This is a genomic window from Tateyamaria omphalii, from assembly GCF_014651375.1.
Classification (GTDB): Bacteria; Pseudomonadota; Alphaproteobacteria; order Rhodobacterales; family Rhodobacteraceae; genus Tateyamaria; species Tateyamaria omphalii.
The window spans coordinates 162958-180041 of record NZ_BMWT01000006.1 but is presented as its reverse complement, the minus strand read 5'-3'; the positions used below and the strand labels follow the sequence as shown (position 1 = coordinate 180041).

Genomic DNA, 17084 nt, shown 5'->3' with positions numbered 1-17084 from the left:
AGCCTGAAACGGCAATGCATCCGTCTTCTTCCCACCGATCAAATCAAAGATTGACCGCAATACGATACATACGCACCATAATACGAGACAGCAACACGAAGCTTTGGGAGGAGCCGATGGTCGTCAATATTCGCGGGATCGATTTCCAGGAAAACGACAATAATGACATGGGCCTTGAGTTCGTGAACCTGAGCCACAGGTACGGCTTTCAGTGCCCAAACTGGCCTTACTTCAAGGATGTCCAGATTGATCGAAAACACTACATGGCGAAGTCGGGCGTACTGAGCCAAACGATCACAACCACCATGCACGTCACCACTCACATTGATGCACCTGCACACGTGGTCCAGGGAACCCCATTCATCGATGAGGTGCCCCTGCCCCATTTCTTCGGCTCTGGCCTCGTCGTCAGCATCCCGAAGAAGAAGTGGGAGCAGATCACCGGTGATGACCTTGAAAAGGCTTGCGGCCATGCGATCCGCAAGAATGACGTACTGATCATCAATACCGGCTGGCACAAGCAATACGAAGACGGTGATTACTTTGCATACTGCCCTGGTCTTGTGCCATCTGCCGCCGATTGGATGGTAGAGAAGGGTGTCAAAGTCGTGGGCCACGACACGCAAGCCAATGATCATCCGTTGGCTACAGCGATCGGACCTCAGCGCAACGGCCCGATACTGCCACATCTTGAGAAAGAGTACCTCGAATGGTCGGGCGGCACGCCATGGGAGGTCGATTTCCCCGAATGGGAACCCGTGCACCAGAAGCTCTTTACCAACGGTATTCTCGGTATCGAGAACGTGGGCGGCGACCTTGACCGCGTTACGGGCAAGCGGGTTACCTTCGCCTTCTTCCCCTGGAACTGGGACCGGGGTGATGGTTGCATCATCCGACTAGTTGCCATGATAGATAAATCCCAAGACTACCGCATCGAGGCAGGCGAGGATTTCTGATGCTGATCAAGCGCTTCGCCGATGCTCAACCCTATGACGCCCCAAACCACTGGGGTGTGACGGGCCTGCGCCTTCAGGGGTTCGAGGACGGCGGACCGGAAAACCAATGGGTTGGCTATTCGCAGTTTCTGCCCGGCGGCGGTGCCGGACCCGATGCGACGCCGTTTGAAAAGGTCTATGTCGTGCTCGACGGTGAAATGACTGTCACCGTTGACGATACCGACACAGTGCTTGGTCCCATGGACAGTTGCACGATCCCACCAGGTGAAGTGCGCAAAATCGAAAACCGCAGCAATCACGTTTGCAAAATGCTGGTTGTGATCCCCTGCCCCGCTGGAGGTCGACCATGAGCCTCGACGACCCACTGTCCTTCTTTGATGTCTCGGGCAAGGTGGCCTTGATCACCGGTGCCTCCGGTGCGTTTGGCGCCGTGGCGGCCCGTTGTTTGTCTGGTGCCGGTGCCAAAGTTGTTCTTGCCGCAGGAAATGCCGGCGCGATGGCAGACGTCGCAAACACGTGCACCGGTGACACCCATCAGATCAACGCGCGCCCCGATACTGAAATCGCCTGCAATGCTCTGGTGTCAGAAACGGTCAAGACGTTCGGACGGTTGGACATCCTTGTTGTTGCCTCGGGCATGAACAAGGTGGCCAAGATTGCGGACATGGCCCCTGATACGTTCGAAGGTGTCATGGACGCCAACGTCACTCAAAGCTGGCTGATGGCCCGAGCTGCAAGTGCGCAGATGCAGGCGCAGGGCGACGGCGGCAAGATCGTCCTTATGTCTTCTGCCCGTGGCCTTTTGGGACACCCGGCAGGGTACACCGCCTACTGCGCGTCAAAGGCCGCAGTCGATGGGATTACCAAGGCATTGGGATGCGAACTCGGTCCCACCGGAATTACCGTAAATGCCATCGCACCCACTGTGTTCCGTTCTCCCCTTACCGCATGGATGTTCGAAGACACGAACGAGGCCAAGATGGTGCGCGACGGGTTCCTGACACGGGTGCCCAAGGGTCGTCTCGGTGAGCCTGAGGATTTGGCAGGACCGCTCCTGTTCCTGTCCTCCCGCGCCTCGGACTTCTACACCGGTCACATACTTTATGCCGACGGCGGCTATACGGCGGGGTGAGGCATGAAAAAGAACCAGAAAATCGCGGTGATCGGTGGCGGATTGATGGGGCACGGCATTGCGCTGACCTTTGCGCGCGCGGGCCACTACGTGGCCGTGCACGATCCGGTGCCAGAGACGCTACAAAGTCTTCCCCAACGCGTATCCGACAGCTTGCGGCTGCTAAACACATCCGACACTGACATCGCCAAGGCCCTTAGTAGGATTGAGCTGTGCGATGGGATCAAGGCAACCGTGATCGATGCGGATGCAGTATTCGAAGCCGCGCCCGAAAAACTTGAACTGAAACAAGCGATCTTTGCCGAGGTTGAGGCACACGCGTCCGGCGACGCCATTCTTGCCTCTAACACGTCGGTTATTCAGATCACGAAGATCATGGAGCACCTGACGCTTCGCCAACGCGCTCTCGGCACCCATTGGTGGAACCCGCCTCACATGATCCCGCTGGTCGAAGTGGTCAAAACCGAATGGACCGATCCCGCAGTTGCAGACAAGATGATTGACCTGCTGGCGGACGCAGGCAAAACGCCGGCACTGGTCGAAAAGGATGTGCCCGGCTTCATCGGCAATCGGCTGCAACACGCGCTTTGGCGCGAAGCGATCAGCCTGGTTGAAAATGGAATCTGCTCTGCCAAGGCTGTTGATGACGTGGTGAAAGCCAGTTTTGGCCGCCGACTCGCAGTTCTTGGACCGCTCGAAAACGCCGATCTCGTCGGGTTGGAGCTCACCCAGGATATACACCGACAGGTTCTGTTCGACCTCGACGCACGACCTGAACCGTCTCCCGTTCTGCAATCACTGTTGGATAAGGGTCGTACCGGCATGGTCGCTGGACATGGGTTTCGTAAATGGACCGATGAAGACTTTGAACGAACCAAGTCACGCATCGCACAACACCTGTGTGCCCTCGAAAGGATACTTCAAGAGAACCTAAAACATAACACAGGGTTATAAACAGGCATTCAAATCGGATCAGGATCATCTTTTGCATGTGATAGATCTGAAAAGCGAGACAGCGCCAAGCCATGTCAAAAATGGTCCGCGCAACCGGATCGGCGAACACCCGAACCGCATCTTTGGGAGGAAAACATGAGAACTGATATCACACGCCGCCGTATGTTGGCTGGGCTGGGCGCGAGCGTCGCGGCCCCCGCAATCCTGCGTGCCACGCGGGCATATGCTTCCAACCCCACCATAAAGGTGGGCTTCGTGACCCCATCCACCGGCCCGCTCGCCGGCTTCGCGGAAGCCGATGATTACATTCTCGAAGGCTTGCGCGCCCATTTCGCAGGCGGCGTGACCAACAACGGCAAGTCTTACAATATCGAGATCATCAAGAAAGACAGTCAGTCCAACCCCAACCGGGCAGCTGAAGTGGCGGCGGAGCTGATCCTATCGGACGAAGTGGACATCATCACCGCTGCAGCAACACCTGACACCACAAACCCGGTGGCAGACCAGGCCGAGATCAATGAGGTGCCCTGCATCACCACCGATGCCCCATGGCAGCCCTACTTCTTCGGCCGTGGCGGCAACCCTGCCGAAGCCTTCCAATACACATACCATTTCTTCTGGGGACTTGAGGACGTCATCGCCAATTTCACCAGCCTCTGGGACGGCAGCGGTGTCGCCAAGAAAGTGGGCGGTCTGTTCCCGAACGATGCAGACGGCAATGCATGGGGTGACGCAGAACTGGGCCTGCCCAAACCCCTTGCAGCACAAGGGTTCGAATTAGTTGATCCTGGTCGCTTCCAACCTCTGACCGACGATTTTTCGAACTACATTTCAGCTTTCAAAGACGCAGGCTGCGAAATCATCACCGGGGTGATGATCCCGCCAGATTTTGGCACCTTCTGGGCACAAGCTGCGCAACAGGGTTTCAATCCCAAGGTCGCGACCATCGGCAAGGCGCTGCTCTTCCCTTCAGCCATTGAGGCTCTGGGAGATCGTGGCATTGGTCTGACGACCGAAATCTGGTGGTCCCCAAACCATCCATTCAACTCGTCTCTGACCGGCATCTCGGCAGGTGATCTGGCAAACGGGTTCACCGCTGCGACGGGCCGCCCCTGGACCCAGCCCATCGGGTTCAAACACGCGCTCTTTGAAGTGGTGGCGGACGTCATCTCCCGGTCCGAGGACCTCGACGATTTCGAGGCTAACGCCGCCGCAATCGCGGGCACCAACATCTCGACCATCGTGGGCGACGTAAATTGGTCAAACGGCCCTGTGCCCAACGTATCAAAAACACCGCTTGTTTCGGGGCAATGGCAGAAGGCAGGCAATGGAGTTGAACTCGTCATCACCAACAACAGCCACGCGCCCCAGATCCCTGTGGGCGGCGAACTGCAACTGCTGGGTTAAGGCGCTGCGATGTCTGCCCTTTTGTCCGTGAGCGGGCTCAAAAAGTCGTTTGGCGCAGTCAAGGTCGCCGACGACTCCAGTTTCGAGATCGCACGAGGCGACGCCGTGGGTATCCTCGGTCCCAACGGCGCGGGCAAGACATCGCTCTTCAACCTCATCACCGGCGCACTCAAACCTGACGCGGGCCAGATCACCTTTGACGGGGCCGACATCACATCCACACCTGCGGCAAAGCGTTGCAAAATGGGTATCGCCCGATCTTTTCAGGTGCCGCAGCCCTTTGGCGGAATGACCGTTTACGAAAATGCCCTTGTGGGCGCGATGCAGGGTGCAGGACTGTCAGGTCACGCTGCTGAAAACCACGCGCTGCAAGTGCTGACTGATACCGGCCTTTTGGCCAAGGCCAATCAGCGCGCGGGTTCTCTTACCTTGCTCGATCGCAAACGGCTCGAAATGGCCCGCGCCCTGTCAGCACAACCCAAACTCCTGCTCCTGGATGAAATCGCTGGCGGGTTGACTGAAGCGGAATGCACATCGTTGATCGACACGATCAGGGCGGTACACGCCACAGGCACTACGATCATCTGGATCGAACACGTGGTCCATGCCCTGCTCGCCATCGTAGATCGCCTGATCGTCATCGATTTCGGCAAGAAGATCGCTGAAGGCTCACCCAAAACGATCATGGACAGCCCCGAGGTCAAGGAAATCTATCTGGGAGTAGACCCTGATGTCTGACCCAATCCTGTCATTATCGAAACTTAACGCCTATTACGGCGACTTTCAGGCATTGTATGGCGTCGACATGGATATCCATGCGGGTGAGGTTGTTGCCATCATTGGTGCCAACGGCGCAGGGAAAAGCACATTGATGCGTTCTATCTCGGGCCTCATGTCCAACGCATCGGATCAAGTGCGCTTCAAGGGCGAAGCCATCGGTTCTCTCCGTGCGGACGAAGTCGCTTATCGCGGTCTCGCGCTTGTGCCCGAAGGACGACAACTTTTCCCGTCACTTTCCGTCGAGGAGAACCTGATGCTGGGCGGCAAGGTTGGTCGCGCCGGCCCTTGGTCACTCGACACTGTCTTTGAGCTTTTCCCCGTACTTCAGGAACGCCGGAAGCAAGCGTCCACGTCTCTGTCAGGAGGGCAGCAACAGATGGTCGCCATTGGTCGGGCCCTGATGGCAAATCCCGAGGTAATCTTGTTTGATGAGATCAGCCTCGGCCTTGCCCCCGTGATCATCAAGACAATCTACGATGCCCTGCCCGGCATCATCGGCGGCGGCATGACGGCGCTGGTTGTCGAACAAGACATTAGCAAAGCGCTCGAAGTCTCGTCCCGCGTCTTCTGCCTACAGGAGGGTCGCGTCTCTCTGGCAGGTGCAACCCACGACGTCACCCGCGACCAAATTACCGCCGCCTATTTCGGAGTTGTCGCATGATCGAATGGATCAACGTACTCGTGCAGGGCGTCCTGCTGGGCGGGCTCTATGCCCTGTTTGCGGCCGGGCTGTCACTTATCTTTGGCGTAATGCGTTTGGTGAACATCGCTCATGGTGACCTAATTATCCTAGCCGCCTATCTCGGCCTCAGTACTACAATCATGTTTGGCGTCCATCCGTTTGCCGCCGCCTTGCTGGTCCTCCCCGTCATGGCGATCATCGGATATGTCCTGCAACGCGGCATTCTGAACCAAACACTTGGTCCAGATATCCTACCACCTCTGCTCGTCACTTTTGGTCTGTCGGTCATCATCCAAAATGCCTTGCTTGAAGGCTACTCTGCCGACCCGCAAAAACTCTCTGCCGGGGCAATCGAAACAGCCAGCGTGAATGTAGGAAGCCTGACGATCGGAATACTGCCACTGCTGACCTTCGCCATCGCGGTTGCAGTGATCGCGGGTCTGCAATGGATGTTCTATTCCACGGCCCTTGGCCGCGGCTTCCGGGCCGTGTCGGACAATCAAGACATTGCGCAACTCATGGGCCTGAACAAAGCACATGTCTTCGGCCTTGCCATGGCACTCGCCCTCGCTGTCACCGGGATCGCGGGCATCTTACTGGGCATCCGCACCAGCTTTGACCCCTCCATTGGTGGAGGCCGCCTCATCTTCGGATTCGAGGCCGTAATTATCGGCGGACTCGGCAACATCTGGGGCACATTGGCCGGGGGTGTCATCCTGGGCGTTGCGCAAACGATTGGAGCCAAGATCGATCCGGGCTGGCAAGTGCTCGCTGGCCACATCGCCTTTCTCGTTGTTCTCGCCATACGACCCAATGGCCTCTTTCCAAGGGTGCAGCACTGATGCGTTCACCAGCCGTATACCGCGCCACCCGCGCTTCACGCATAGCCATGGTCGTCGCAGCGCTTGGGCTGATCGTTCTGGCTGCTGCCCCGTGGTGGGCGGGCCGCGCCGATCTGAGGCTGATGGGGGAGGTTTTCCTCTACCTCTCTCTTGCTTGCCTGTGGAACCTCATGGCTGGCTACGCAGGTCTCGTGTCGGTCGGCCAACAGGCTTTTGTCGGCTTCGGTGGCTACATGCTTTTTGCTCTCACCATCTTTGGTGGACTCCCCCCAATTGCCGCGATCCTTATTGGCGGACTACTGGCCGCCCTCCTCTCGATCCCCATCGCATCGCTGATATTTCGGCTAAAAGGTGCGTATTTCGCCATTGGCACTTGGGTTGTAGCAGAAGTTTTCCGCCTTACCTTTGCGCAAATCGCCTCTCTGGGCGGCGGCTCGGGCACATCGCTGCCAGTTGGAATCGTACGTTCCCTGGCGGACGGTCGATCCGCCCGCGAAGCCCTGAGCTATTGGCTTGCTCTCGGTGCTGCCATCGTTGTGGTAAGTGCCGTTTACCTCTTTCTCCGTTCCCGCCGCGGCCTCGCGCTCACCGCGATCCGCGACAGTGAAGTGGCCGCCAGCGGTCTCGGCATCGACATCTGGCGAACCAAGTTGGAAGTCTACGTCGTTACGTCCGCTTTCACTGCGATCATAGGTGGTCTGATCTTCCTGCAAAAGCTACGCATCTCGCCGGATGCCGCATTCTCGGTCAACGACTGGACTGCCTTTGTCATCTTCATCGTTGTGATCGGCGGCATTGGAACGCTCGAAGGGCCGATCATCGGCACGCTTCTGTTCTTCCTGTTACGCGAAACACTCGCTGACTTTGGTACCATTTACTTGATGGTGCTTGGCGTTGTCGCCATCGTGGTCATGTTGAAAGCACCCAAAGGTGTCTGGGGACTGATCCGAGATCGTTACGACCTTGAGCTGTTTCCACTCAGCTACCGCATCAAACTGAACGACCCAAAGGACCCCTGACCATGGCCAAGCAAAAAACCATTATCACCTGTGCGGTGACCGGGGCCATCCACACACCTACGATGTCGGAACATCTGCCGATCACACACAATGACATTGCCGAACAGGCTATTGCCGCCGCAGAGGCGGGAGCATCAATCCTGCACTTACACACGCGCGATCCAGAGGATGGCCGCCCCTCGGTCGAGCCAGAACACTACGCAGGCATCCTCAGCCGCGTGAAGCAATCGACAGACGCCGTATTGAACATCACCACGGGTGGCGCGCCAACCATGCTGATCAGGGATCGGATCAAGGCAGCCGTTCATTTCAGCCCCGAAATGTGTTCGCTCAACATGGGGTCCATGAACTTTGCCTTTCACCCGCTGGCCGACCGCTACGACACTTGGAAACACGACTGGGAAAAGGAATACATCGCCGGATCAGAGGCGAATATCTTCCGCAACACCTTTGCCGACATCAAGCAGGCCGCAACCGAGCTGGCACCGCACGACATCAAGTTCGAACACGAATGCTACGACGTCGGCCACCTGTACAATCTGAAGTTCTGTATGGATATCGGCCTCTTCAAAGCGCCGGTTTTCCTACAATTTGTGTTCGGTGTTCTGGGCGGCATCGGGGCCGAGGTGGACAACCTGATCTTTATGAAACGCACCGCCGACAGGCTCTTTGGTGACGACTACCGGTGGTCCGTCCTCGGGGCCGGAGCGGCACAGATGCCACTTGCCACAACAGCCAGTCAAATGGGCGGAAATGTTCGGGTCGGGTTGGAGGACAGCCTCTTCATCACACGCGGGCAGCTGGCACAATCGAATGCCGAACAAGTCACCAAAATCCGCCGCATCGTCGAAGACTTAGGGTGCGAAGTTGCCAGCCCGGATGAAGCCCGGGATATTCTGGACCTCAAGGGCGGCGATCGCGTCGCGTTCTAAGTCGGCTCATCATCGTCCAACAGGATGCGCTGGGCATCGCCCTCAGGATCAGAATATTGATCGCTCTTCATCGTCCAGACGAAGGCCAACAGTGCGCCAAGCCCAAGGATGAGCGAACACGGAACCAGGATAACAAGAACATTCATGGCTTTGCCTTTGTTCTCAGGGCGTTCACTGTGACAGTGATGGAACTGGTAGACATTGCAAGTGCTGCCATCAGCGGTGATGCAAAACCGGCAAGGGACAATGGGATCGCCACGGCGTTGTAACAAGCCGCAAGCGCAAAATTCTCAAGAATGCGCCGTCTTGCGCTGCGCGCGATGCCAATGGCCGCCGGGATACCGGACAGATGCTGACCCAAAAGAACAACATCCGCCGCATTCTGGCTGGCTTCCAATGCAGTACCTGGCGCAATGGATGCCCAAGCCCGCGTCAGAGCGAGCGTGTCGTTCAGGCCATCGCCGACCATGACCACCTTGCGACCGTCTGCCTGCAACCGTTCGATCAAATCTTGCTTGGCTTCAGGATCCACCTCGGCATGCACGTGATCAACACCCAACTCCGACGCCACGCGTGCTGCATTCGCCGCGCTGTCTCCGGTTAGCATATGCACATCAAAGCCCATCTCACGCAGGCGCGCGACAGTATCCATGGCATCAGCGAAAATCTGTTCGCGCCGTTCGAGAGGATGAATCGTATCGCGGATTTGCAGCACCGTACCTTCACCTGCGCCGATCCATGTGGCATTGCCGAAGCGCACGGGTTCACCATTCCAAAGGGCGGAAACACCGTTGCCTCGATGCTCGGATATGTCCTCAAGAACGGCTGGACTGACATCTTTCAGCAGAGGCAGAACAGAACGGCTCAGCGGGTGTGCTGACGCTTGCGCTAACGCTTTCAGAATCTGACGTGCCTCGCGGGGCATTTCTGGAGATGGAACAAGTGCTGCTGCTGACAATGTGCCGGTCTTGTCAAAGACAACTGTGTCGACTTCGGCCAAACGTTCAAGCGCGGTTTCGGATTTCACCAACAATCCCATGCGGAACAATCGCCCAGTGGCGACGGTTGCCACTGCTGGAACGGCCAGCCCCAATGCGCAAGGGCATGTTATTATTAACGTTGCAATGGCGATTTTGAGCGCATTGTACATATCACCCGTAGCCACCGACCACCCAATAAAAGCAGCAAAGGAAAGACCATGTACCAGCGGCGCGTAGACACCCGCAGCGCGATCCGCGAGGCTGGTATAGCGGCTCTTGGAGCCCTCAGCATGCGCTGCGATTTGGATCAATCGGCGCAGTGTTGACCCCTTGGCGGCGACAGTAGTGCACATCGTAACCGGCCCCGTCAGTACGATTTCCCCTGCCGTCAACACAGCTCCGCGGGCAACTGCAATCTCGTCACTTTCCCCAGTCAGTGCGCTGCGATCCACCTGTGCAGCATTGCTGTTCAAGACGCCATCCACGGGAACCCGCGCCCCCGCAGCGAGCCAGAGCGTGTCTCCTTCGGCCACATCATCGACGGGGACGCTTACGCGGGTCTCCCCCTCAATGCGCGTCACGCGCAAAGGTTCAAGTGCCGCAAGGTCCGCCGCCGCAGAACGCGCAGCTTGCCGCATGCGTCTTTCCAGCACGCGGCCACTAAGCAAGAAGAACGTAAGAGATAGCGCCGCGTCGAAATAGGCGTGCTCTCCCCCCTGAGACGTCTCATAGAGAGACAGACCGCAGGCCAGAACAATAGCCAGTGAAATCGGCACATCCATGTTCAGCCGCATGCCGCGCAAGGCCGACATTGCCGAACGGAAGAAGGGTTGTGCACAATAAATTGCGGCTGGCAGCGAGATCGCCGCCGATATCCAGTGAAAGAAATCACGCGTTGCATCGGTCGCGCCAGACCACACGGCGACCGATAGCAGCATGACATTCATCATTGCGAAACCGGCGATGCCAAGGCGTAAGGTCAAGCCATCGTCTTGGCCACGATTTCCAGCATCGCGGGCTTCGTGGGCCTCGAACCCGATGTCCGTCAGGGCCGCGATCCACGGCGCGGGGTCAATCCCCGGCTCCGCTGTGATTGCCACCCGCTTACGGCTGAGGTTGACACGTGCTGCAGCAATATCGGGGCGGGCATTCAGCAATCCTTCGACTGATCTGATGCACGCGATGCAGTGGACCCCGGGCAAGATCAACTCGTGCGTTGGAAGGCCAACGTCCCGCCCGACCGCCTCGGCGACGTCACCAGCGGCGATGCAACCCGGACAGGATGCGACGCTCATTGCTGCACCCGAAGAACAATACGCTGCCGAAAGTCCGTTCCATCCGGCGCAACCGCCGTCAGACGTAAGTTCCAGTTTCCAGGCGCAAGCTTAGGAATATCCGCGACGAACCGAGCACCGTCATGGTGGAAAGTCGGTGTCAGATCCTCGCCAACATGCGTCGCACGCCCCAGTGTTGCCGACGTGATCGCAGGAACAACTGGACCTATCGCGTCATCGATATTCAATGCCAACGTCCCGTCTTCCGCCTCAGCCGAAACTGCCCAACCCAAAGCTTCCTGTGCAGCCCGATCCTCTTCAAAGGCTTGGCTGACGACATATGAGTTTTTGGTTTCGAGCCCGGGAAAGGTGTTCACAGCCTGAAACGCCAGAGTCAGGTTTACACTGATGATGATGGCAAACGCTGACCCAAAGATGGCCAGTACATGCCAGCCGGTAAGTTCCTTAATCTGCATCCTTAGCCCTTTCCGTTGAAAATAGTGGCGACGCCTGCCCGGTCGTCGGTTTCGACATCTTCGACCCACAAACGCAAATCAGTGGTTTCGGCATCAGCGGCTGCATCCTGCGGGCGCGCAATGACGTAGACACGCGCTTGCAGTGTTTCGTTGGCGGGAACGGTGACGTGGTTGGCGACCGCCCCATCACTTTCGACATCGATGCGCAGGATCTCCTCCGATGTCAGCATGACCCGGAAATTACGATCTTCCGCCGTCAGGTTTCGGATACGCAAGGTGTACGTGTTGCGCACAGCGCCATCCGACAGGGTTACAAACTGCGGATTGCGGACCGGCTCGACCGTCAGGTCGATGTCGGAACGAATAAACAAAGCGTAGACCAGCGCGACGCCGATAAGCGACCACATTGCCGTGTACAGAATGGTGCGTGGGCGCAGCACATGCTGCCAAACCGGACGTGGTTTTGCGCCTTGGGTTTCGGCCTCCTCATCCGACAAAGCCAGATAGTCAATCAGGCCACGCGGCTTTCCGATCCGCTCCATCACTTCGTCACATGCGTCGATGCACAGCGCACAAGTGATGCACTCCATCTGCTGCCCGTCGCGAATGTCGATACCGGCGGGGCACACGTTCACGCAGGCCATACAGTCGATACAATCGCCAAGCTGATCAGCACCCTCGGCCTTGAGATGTTTGCCGCGCGGTTCGCCTCGCCAGTGGCGGTAGGCGACGGTCAGCGTGTCGTTGTCCATCATAGCCGCCTGAATGCGTGGCCAGGGGCACATGTAGTTGCAGACTTGCTCGCGCATGAAGCCACCAAAGACAAAGGTGGTCGCAGCCAGGATCAAAATGGTCGAATAGGCAACAAGAGGAGCGCTGAATGCGAACAGATCACGAGCCAGTGTGGGGGCGTCCGCGAAATAGAAGACCCAAGCACCACCTGTCGCTAGGGCAATTAAGAACCACACGATCCACTTCGTGACACGAAGCCGAACTTTGTGCACTGACCAGTCTGCATTCCAAAGGCGGACACGTGCGTTACGGTCACCTTCAATCCAACGTTCAACCAAAATGAAAAGGTCGGTCCAGACGGTCTGCGGGCAAGTATACCCGCACCAGACGCGGCCGAGTGCCGAGGTGAAAAGAAACAGGCCAAGCCCTGCCATGATCAATAACCCCGCAACGAAATAGAACTCGTGCGGCCAGATCTCGATCCAGAAGAAGTAGAACCTGCGCCCGGCCAGATCAACGAGAACGGCCTGATCAGGCAAGTTCGGACCACGGTCCCAGCGGATCCATGGTGTCAGGTAATAGATCGCAAGCGTAACGCCCATGATCCACCATTTGAGCGTGCGAAACTTGCCTTTGACCCGTCGGGGAAAGATGGGTTCGCGCGCAACATAAAGAGACGGCGGAGAGGCCGGAGATTCTGTCATTTTTAACTGTCCTGTTCGTGCGTTCAAACTGCAAGGCCTGCGCGGCCAACACCTTGATTTGGATCAAGCATCAAGAAAAATTCCCGGTCTCCGCTTGGTACGAACAGGACAGAGACCGGGAGTGCCGCATATCCCTCCATTTAGGCCGAAGCCTGATATGCGGCTAGGGGCGATGTGGCGAGAATTACTCGCCACCGCCCAACTGGTGCAGGTACAGGGTGACGGCCTTGATCTCGTCTTCGTCCAAACGCTGACCCCAGGCCGGCATCACGCCAAACCGGGAATAGGTCACCGTTTCGATCAGAGTTTCGCGATCCCCACCATACAACCAGATCGCGTCATTCAATGCAGGGGCGCCGACCTCGCGGATTCCTTCCCCACTGTCGCCATGACACGCAGTGCACTGTTCCTGAAACAAGACCATGCCCTGTTCCGCCATCGCGGCATCGTGATCCTGCCCTGACAGCGACAGGACGTATTCAACAGTTTGACCAATCTCTTCTTCAGAGAAGATGTCGCCGAACGCAGGCATTTCCGACCATCTGGCGTCGGGATCCGTTTCATTTCGAATGCCATGCCGCACGGTATACTCGATCTCTTCCAGCGTACCGCCCCACAACCATGCGTCGTCCAGAAGGTTGGGATAGCCTGCTGCCTGCACACCGGCAGCGCCTGAACCGTGACATTGGGAACAGTTGGCCAGAAAGACCGATGCGCCACCCGCTACACCAAACCGATGCGCCGGGTCATCCGGGTCCAAGGTTGTCAAATCCGCAGACGCCAGCATTGCCGTCAGCTCAGCGTTTTGTTCGTCTACTTCAGCGATTTGCTGTGCCACCTCTGCCCGGCTTGAATACCCCAGAAGACCGGCCGTGGCGGAATTGATCAGTGGCCACGCCGGATAGGCAATCGTGTATGCGAGCCCCCAGACGACTGTGCCGTAAAACGTCCAAAGCCACCACCGCGGCAGCGGATTGTTCAGTTCCTTGATGCCGTCCCATTCATGACCGGTGGTATCGGTCCCTGTGACATCATCAATGTCTTGTTTGTCAGCCATATTAGTCGGCCTCCGGTTCTTGCGCCGTCAGATGCGCATCAGTGTCATTTCGCAGTGGGATGCTGGCTGCTTCTTCGTTGGCGGCCCGGGCCGAAGGGCGAAAGGACCACAGGCACGCAGTGATGTAGAAGATCACCATCGCCAGAAGCACCCAGCTGTCAGCCAACTCTCGCAAGAATGAATACGTATCCATCAAAGCCCCCTATCGGTTCGCATCGGGCGTAAAGGTCGAGAAATCGACCAAGGTGCCCAGCATTTGCAGATATGCGATCATCGCATCCATCTCGGTCAGCTCTGGCTGACCATCGAAATTGGAGACAACCGCGCCGGGATAGCGCTCAAGCAGCCCGTCCCAATCCCCGTCGGGGTCGGCCTGCACTCGGAAATCGGCAGCAGCAGCTTCGACCATTTCATCGGTGTAAGGTACGCCAACGAAGCGGTGCGTTTTGACCAGATCCTCGATGTGTTCACCATCAATCACCGTATCTGCCAAGAAGGCGTATTTCGGCATGATCGATTCCGGCACAACCGACTGCGGGTCCATCAGGTGATCGACATGCCACGCATCCGAATACCGGCCACCCACCCGAGCCAAATCGGGTCCAGTGCGCTTCGACCCCCACTGATGCGGGTGGTCATACATCGACTCCGCCGCCAGCGAGTAGTGCCCGTAGCGCTCGACCTCATCCCGCATGGGGCGGATCATCTGGCTATGGCAGACGTAACACCCCTCCCGGACGTAGATGTCGCGACCTGCCAATTCCAGCGGGCTGTAGGGACGCACCCCCTCTACCTCTTCGATCGTGTTTTCGAGGTAGAAGAGTGGTGCGATCTCCACAATGCCGCCGACCGATACAGTAAGCAGCGAGAAGACGAACAAGAGCGTCGGGCTGCGTTCCAGAACCTGGTGTCGCTTGAGAAAAGCCATGTTCAGTCCTCCTTATGCGGCTTGTGCAGGTTGAGCGGCAGCAACGGGTGCCGCAGGCGGGGCCACCCGGACGGGCTGGCCGCCCCGGATAGTCATCCACATGTTCCAGACCATGATGCAGGCGCCGGTCAGGTACAGAACCCCACCCAGACCACGCACCACATACATCGGGAACTTCGCGCTCACGGTGTCGGCGAACGAGTTCACCAGGAACCCTTGGGCATCAACTTCGCGCCACATCAGGCCCTCCATGATGCCGGTCACCCACATGGATGCCGCGTAGAGCACGATGCCAATGGTCGCGAGCCAGAAGTGCCAGTCGATGGCCGCCATCGAATACATCTGCTTACGGCCCCACAGGCGCGGTGTCAGGAAGTACAGCGCACCAAAGGTGATCATGCCGTTCCAGCCCAGCGCGCCAGAGTGCACGTGACCAATGGTCCAGTCGGTGTAGTGGCTCAGCGAGTTGACGGCCTTGATCGACATCATCGGCCCTTCGAAGGTGGACATGCCGTAGAACGCGAGGCTGATCACCATCATCCGAATGATCGGATCGGTGCGCAGCTTGTCCCACGCGCCTTGCAGCGTCATCAGACCGTTGATCATGCCACCCCAGCTCGGCATCCACAGGATGATCGAGAACACCATACCCAAGGTCGAGGCCCAGTCAGGCAATGCAGTGTAATGCAAGTGGTGCGGACCGGCCCAGATATACAGGAAGATCAGCGCCCAGAAGTGGATGATCGACAGCTTGTAGCTGTAGACGGGACGACCCGCCTGCTTGGGCACGAAGTAATACATCATGCCGAGGAAGCCCGCCGTCAGGAAAAAGCCCACCGCGTTGTGGCCGTACCACCATTGCGTCATCGCATCCTGCACACCCGAGAAGACTTGAACGGACTTGGAGCCCAACAAGGAGACTGGGATGCTCAGGTTGTTGACGATATGCAGCATCGCCACGGTGATGATGAAAGCCAGAAGGAACCAGTTCGCGACATAGATATGCTTTTCCTGCCGCTTGAAGATCGTGCCCATGTAAACGGCAAGAAAGGCGACCCAGACGATGGTCAGCCAGATGTCCACATACCACTCAGGCTCGGCATATTCCTTGGATTGCGTGGCCCCCAGCAGATAGCCGGTGGCCGCCATCACGATGAACAACTGGTAGCCCCAGAATACGAACCAGGCGGTGTTGCCGCCCCAAAGCCGCGCCCCGCATGTACGTTGAACGATGTAGAAGGAGGACATGATAAGGGCGTTGCCCCCAAACGCGAAAATCACCGCGGAGGTGTGCAGCGGGCGCAGACGACCAAAGTTTGTATACGGCTGGCCCCAATCAAAGTTCAGGCCCGGGAACGCAAGTTGGAAAGCAATGAATACCCCCGCCAGAAATCCAATGACACCCCAGAAACCCGTGGCAATCACGCCCGCACGAACAACATCGTCCATGTAGCCTGTGTCATCCACGACGGCGCGCGTTTCGCCGATCTGGCGCAATTGCCAGATGAACATGCCACCGGCGATCAACATGATCAGCGCGGCATGCAGTTTGTAAGCCAGATCGTGACCCCAATCTGCTGCAATCGCAGCGACCAGGGCAACCAGACCCAGCAAGATCAATTTAATATAGTCCCACATGGTTCGTCCTTCGGCGTTGCGTGTTGTCCCCGCGGGGACAACAGACCTGTTCGTATGTTGGCTGATTAGATGCGCGCGCGTCGGGCCGCGTTGATCTGGATCAAGAGAGGCCGAATTACCGGATTACATGCACCGCGCACTTGGAATGACGCGTGACCCACGCGGCCGTCGACCCCAAAAGTATGTCGGACAAGGCAGGTTGGTGGGATGCAATGACGATCAGATCGACACCATTCTGTTCGGCATAGTCCGTAATGCTGCGCCCGGTTGCACCTTCAATCACAGCGCTGTGGCCATTGGGCAGTTCACTTGCCATGATTTTTAATCGGCTTGCGATCCGTTCTCGGTTGCCCGCAACCGTATCCGCGGGCACATACTCCGCAGCATACATTGGCAACTGCTCCATTACGTGCAGCAACGTTATGCGCGCACCCTCCGACGCAAGGTGCTTGGCAACAGCCTCCGCTTGCGGATGATCACGCCCTTCGCCGAACAAGACGGGGATCAGGATGTTGGAATACATGTGCAAGCCCTCCTTTGGCCTTTCGGTCAGAAGGGATAGCGACTGCGCCGCAGGACCGCGTTGATTTG

The 17084-nt window shown here is 57.7% G+C and carries 19 protein-coding genes; 10 read left to right on the top strand and 9 right to left on the bottom strand.

Annotated features, from left to right (window positions below; genetic code table 11):
* Positions 1-116: 116 nt before the first annotated feature.
* The 10 genes from IE087_RS19330 to kce all read left to right on the top strand — a co-directional run bounded on the left by IE087_RS19330 (position 117) and on the right by kce (position 8704).
* Complete coding sequence (locus IE087_RS19330; RefSeq protein WP_229801467.1) at positions 117-956, top strand: cyclase family protein; 840 nt, start codon at positions 117-119, stop codon at positions 954-956.
* Positions 956-1306 (top strand): cupin domain-containing protein, encoded by a 351-nt coding sequence (locus IE087_RS19325; protein ID WP_189371026.1) that lies wholly within the window; start codon positions 956-958, stop codon positions 1304-1306. The genes IE087_RS19330 and IE087_RS19325 overlap by 1 nt, the downstream gene beginning before the upstream one ends.
* The gene (locus IE087_RS19320; protein ID WP_189371025.1) at positions 1303-2088 is read left to right on the top strand and encodes an SDR family NAD(P)-dependent oxidoreductase; all 786 of its coding nucleotides are present in this window, start codon (positions 1303-1305) and stop codon (positions 2086-2088) included. The genes IE087_RS19325 and IE087_RS19320 overlap by 4 nt, the downstream gene beginning before the upstream one ends.
* A 3-nt stretch (positions 2089-2091) precedes the next feature.
* Positions 2092-3042, top strand: a complete 951-nt coding sequence (locus tag IE087_RS19315) for a 3-hydroxyacyl-CoA dehydrogenase family protein (protein WP_189371024.1) — start codon at positions 2092-2094, stop codon at positions 3040-3042.
* A gap of 135 nt (positions 3043-3177) precedes the next feature.
* Positions 3178-4449, top strand: coding sequence for an ABC transporter substrate-binding protein (locus tag IE087_RS19310; RefSeq protein ID WP_189371023.1), 1272 nt, complete (start codon positions 3178-3180; stop codon positions 4447-4449).
* A gap of 9 nt (positions 4450-4458) precedes the next feature.
* Positions 4459-5187: an ABC transporter ATP-binding protein gene (locus IE087_RS19305; protein WP_189371022.1), complete on the top strand. Its 729-nt coding sequence runs from the start codon at positions 4459-4461 to the stop codon at positions 5185-5187.
* A complete protein-coding gene (locus IE087_RS19300; RefSeq protein WP_189371021.1) occupies positions 5180-5890 on the top strand; it encodes an ABC transporter ATP-binding protein in 711 nt (236 codons plus the stop codon). Before IE087_RS19305 ends, IE087_RS19300 begins: the two co-directional genes overlap by 8 nt.
* A complete protein-coding gene (locus IE087_RS19295) occupies positions 5887-6753 on the top strand; it encodes a branched-chain amino acid ABC transporter permease (protein ID WP_308425481.1) in 867 nt (288 codons plus the stop codon). Before IE087_RS19300 ends, IE087_RS19295 begins: the two co-directional genes overlap by 4 nt.
* Positions 6753-7772: a branched-chain amino acid ABC transporter permease gene (locus tag IE087_RS19290; protein WP_189371020.1), complete on the top strand. Its 1020-nt coding sequence runs from the start codon at positions 6753-6755 to the stop codon at positions 7770-7772. Before IE087_RS19295 ends, IE087_RS19290 begins: the two co-directional genes overlap by 1 nt.
* Before the next feature lie 2 nt (positions 7773-7774).
* Positions 7775-8704, top strand: coding sequence for a 3,5-dioxohexanoate:acetyl-CoA acetone transferase (kce, locus tag IE087_RS19285; RefSeq protein WP_189371019.1), 930 nt, complete (start codon positions 7775-7777; stop codon positions 8702-8704).
* Here the strand turns inward: kce and ccoS are convergent.
* From ccoS to IE087_RS19240, 9 genes are all read right to left on the bottom strand, one after another.
* Entirely contained in the window at positions 8701-8850 is a 150-nt protein-coding gene (gene ccoS / locus IE087_RS19280; protein ID WP_189371018.1) for a cbb3-type cytochrome oxidase assembly protein CcoS, read from the bottom strand. The genes kce and ccoS overlap by 4 nt on opposite strands.
* Complete coding sequence (locus tag IE087_RS19275) at positions 8847-10979, bottom strand: heavy metal translocating P-type ATPase (protein ID WP_189371017.1); 2133 nt, start codon at positions 10977-10979, stop codon at positions 8847-8849. The genes ccoS and IE087_RS19275 overlap by 4 nt, the downstream gene beginning before the upstream one ends.
* Positions 10976-11434 carry a FixH family protein gene (locus IE087_RS19270; RefSeq protein ID WP_189371016.1) on the bottom strand — a complete coding sequence of 153 codons (459 nt, stop codon included), beginning with the start codon at positions 11432-11434 and terminating at the stop codon, positions 10976-10978. Before IE087_RS19270 ends, IE087_RS19275 begins: the two co-directional genes overlap by 4 nt.
* 2 nt (positions 11435-11436) lie before the next feature.
* Positions 11437-12870: a cytochrome c oxidase accessory protein CcoG gene (gene ccoG / locus IE087_RS19265; protein WP_189371015.1), complete on the bottom strand. Its 1434-nt coding sequence runs from the start codon at positions 12868-12870 to the stop codon at positions 11437-11439.
* A 184-nt stretch (positions 12871-13054) separates the two neighbouring features.
* Positions 13055-13927 carry a cytochrome-c oxidase, cbb3-type subunit III gene (ccoP, locus tag IE087_RS19260; RefSeq protein ID WP_189371014.1) on the bottom strand — a complete coding sequence of 291 codons (873 nt, stop codon included), beginning with the start codon at positions 13925-13927 and terminating at the stop codon, positions 13055-13057.
* Between the two features lies 1 nt (position 13928).
* On the bottom strand, positions 13929-14120 hold the full coding sequence (locus IE087_RS19255; protein ID WP_189371013.1) for a cbb3-type cytochrome c oxidase subunit 3: 192 nt from the start codon (positions 14118-14120) through the stop codon (positions 13929-13931).
* A gap of 9 nt (positions 14121-14129) precedes the next feature.
* Entirely contained in the window at positions 14130-14855 is a 726-nt protein-coding gene (gene ccoO, locus IE087_RS19250; RefSeq protein WP_189371012.1) for a cytochrome-c oxidase, cbb3-type subunit II, read from the bottom strand.
* 12 nt (positions 14856-14867) lie between these two features.
* Positions 14868-16493, bottom strand: a complete 1626-nt coding sequence (gene ccoN / locus IE087_RS19245) for a cytochrome-c oxidase, cbb3-type subunit I (RefSeq protein WP_189371011.1) — start codon at positions 16491-16493, stop codon at positions 14868-14870.
* 115 nt (positions 16494-16608) lie between these two features.
* Positions 16609-17016, bottom strand: coding sequence for a universal stress protein (locus tag IE087_RS19240; protein ID WP_189371010.1), 408 nt, complete (start codon positions 17014-17016; stop codon positions 16609-16611).
* Between the last annotated feature and the right edge of the window lie 68 nt (positions 17017-17084).

Excerpts from the sequence above, each read along its gene's own strand:
- IE087_RS19320 (WP_189371025.1), top strand. The coding sequence starts at position 1,303 with ATGAGCCTCGACGACCCACTGTCCTTCTTTGATGTCTCGGGCAAGGTG.
- ccoO (WP_189371012.1), bottom strand. The coding sequence starts at position 14,855 with ATGGCTTTTCTCAAGCGACACCAGGTTCTGGAACGCAGCCCGACGCTC.
- IE087_RS19270 (WP_189371016.1), bottom strand. The coding sequence starts at position 11,434 with ATGCAGATTAAGGAACTTACCGGCTGGCATGTACTGGCCATCTTTGGG.
- IE087_RS19275 (WP_189371017.1), bottom strand. The coding sequence starts at position 10,979 with ATGAGCGTCGCATCCTGTCCGGGTTGCATCGCCGCTGGTGACGTCGCC.
- ccoP (WP_189371014.1), bottom strand. The coding sequence starts at position 13,927 with ATGGCTGACAAACAAGACATTGATGATGTCACAGGGACCGATACCACC.
- ccoS (WP_189371018.1), bottom strand. The coding sequence starts at position 8,850 with ATGAATGTTCTTGTTATCCTGGTTCCGTGTTCGCTCATCCTTGGGCTT.
- IE087_RS19310 (WP_189371023.1), top strand. The coding sequence starts at position 3,178 with ATGAGAACTGATATCACACGCCGCCGTATGTTGGCTGGGCTGGGCGCG.
- ccoN (WP_189371011.1), bottom strand. The coding sequence starts at position 16,493 with ATGTGGGACTATATTAAATTGATCTTGCTGGGTCTGGTTGCCCTGGTC.
- IE087_RS19330 (WP_229801467.1), top strand. The coding sequence starts at position 117 with ATGGTCGTCAATATTCGCGGGATCGATTTCCAGGAAAACGACAATAAT.
- IE087_RS19240 (WP_189371010.1), bottom strand. The coding sequence starts at position 17,016 with ATGTATTCCAACATCCTGATCCCCGTCTTGTTCGGCGAAGGGCGTGAT.
- ccoG (WP_189371015.1), bottom strand. The coding sequence starts at position 12,870 with ATGACAGAATCTCCGGCCTCTCCGCCGTCTCTTTATGTTGCGCGCGAA.
- IE087_RS19325 (WP_189371026.1), top strand. The coding sequence starts at position 956 with ATGCTGATCAAGCGCTTCGCCGATGCTCAACCCTATGACGCCCCAAAC.
- IE087_RS19295 (WP_308425481.1), top strand. The coding sequence starts at position 5,887 with ATGATCGAATGGATCAACGTACTCGTGCAGGGCGTCCTGCTGGGCGGG.
- IE087_RS19255 (WP_189371013.1), bottom strand. The coding sequence starts at position 14,120 with ATGGATACGTATTCATTCTTGCGAGAGTTGGCTGACAGCTGGGTGCTT.
- IE087_RS19290 (WP_189371020.1), top strand. The coding sequence starts at position 6,753 with ATGCGTTCACCAGCCGTATACCGCGCCACCCGCGCTTCACGCATAGCC.
- IE087_RS19305 (WP_189371022.1), top strand. The coding sequence starts at position 4,459 with ATGTCTGCCCTTTTGTCCGTGAGCGGGCTCAAAAAGTCGTTTGGCGCA.
- IE087_RS19315 (WP_189371024.1), top strand. The coding sequence starts at position 2,092 with ATGAAAAAGAACCAGAAAATCGCGGTGATCGGTGGCGGATTGATGGGG.
- IE087_RS19300 (WP_189371021.1), top strand. The coding sequence starts at position 5,180 with ATGTCTGACCCAATCCTGTCATTATCGAAACTTAACGCCTATTACGGC.
- kce (WP_189371019.1), top strand. The coding sequence starts at position 7,775 with ATGGCCAAGCAAAAAACCATTATCACCTGTGCGGTGACCGGGGCCATC.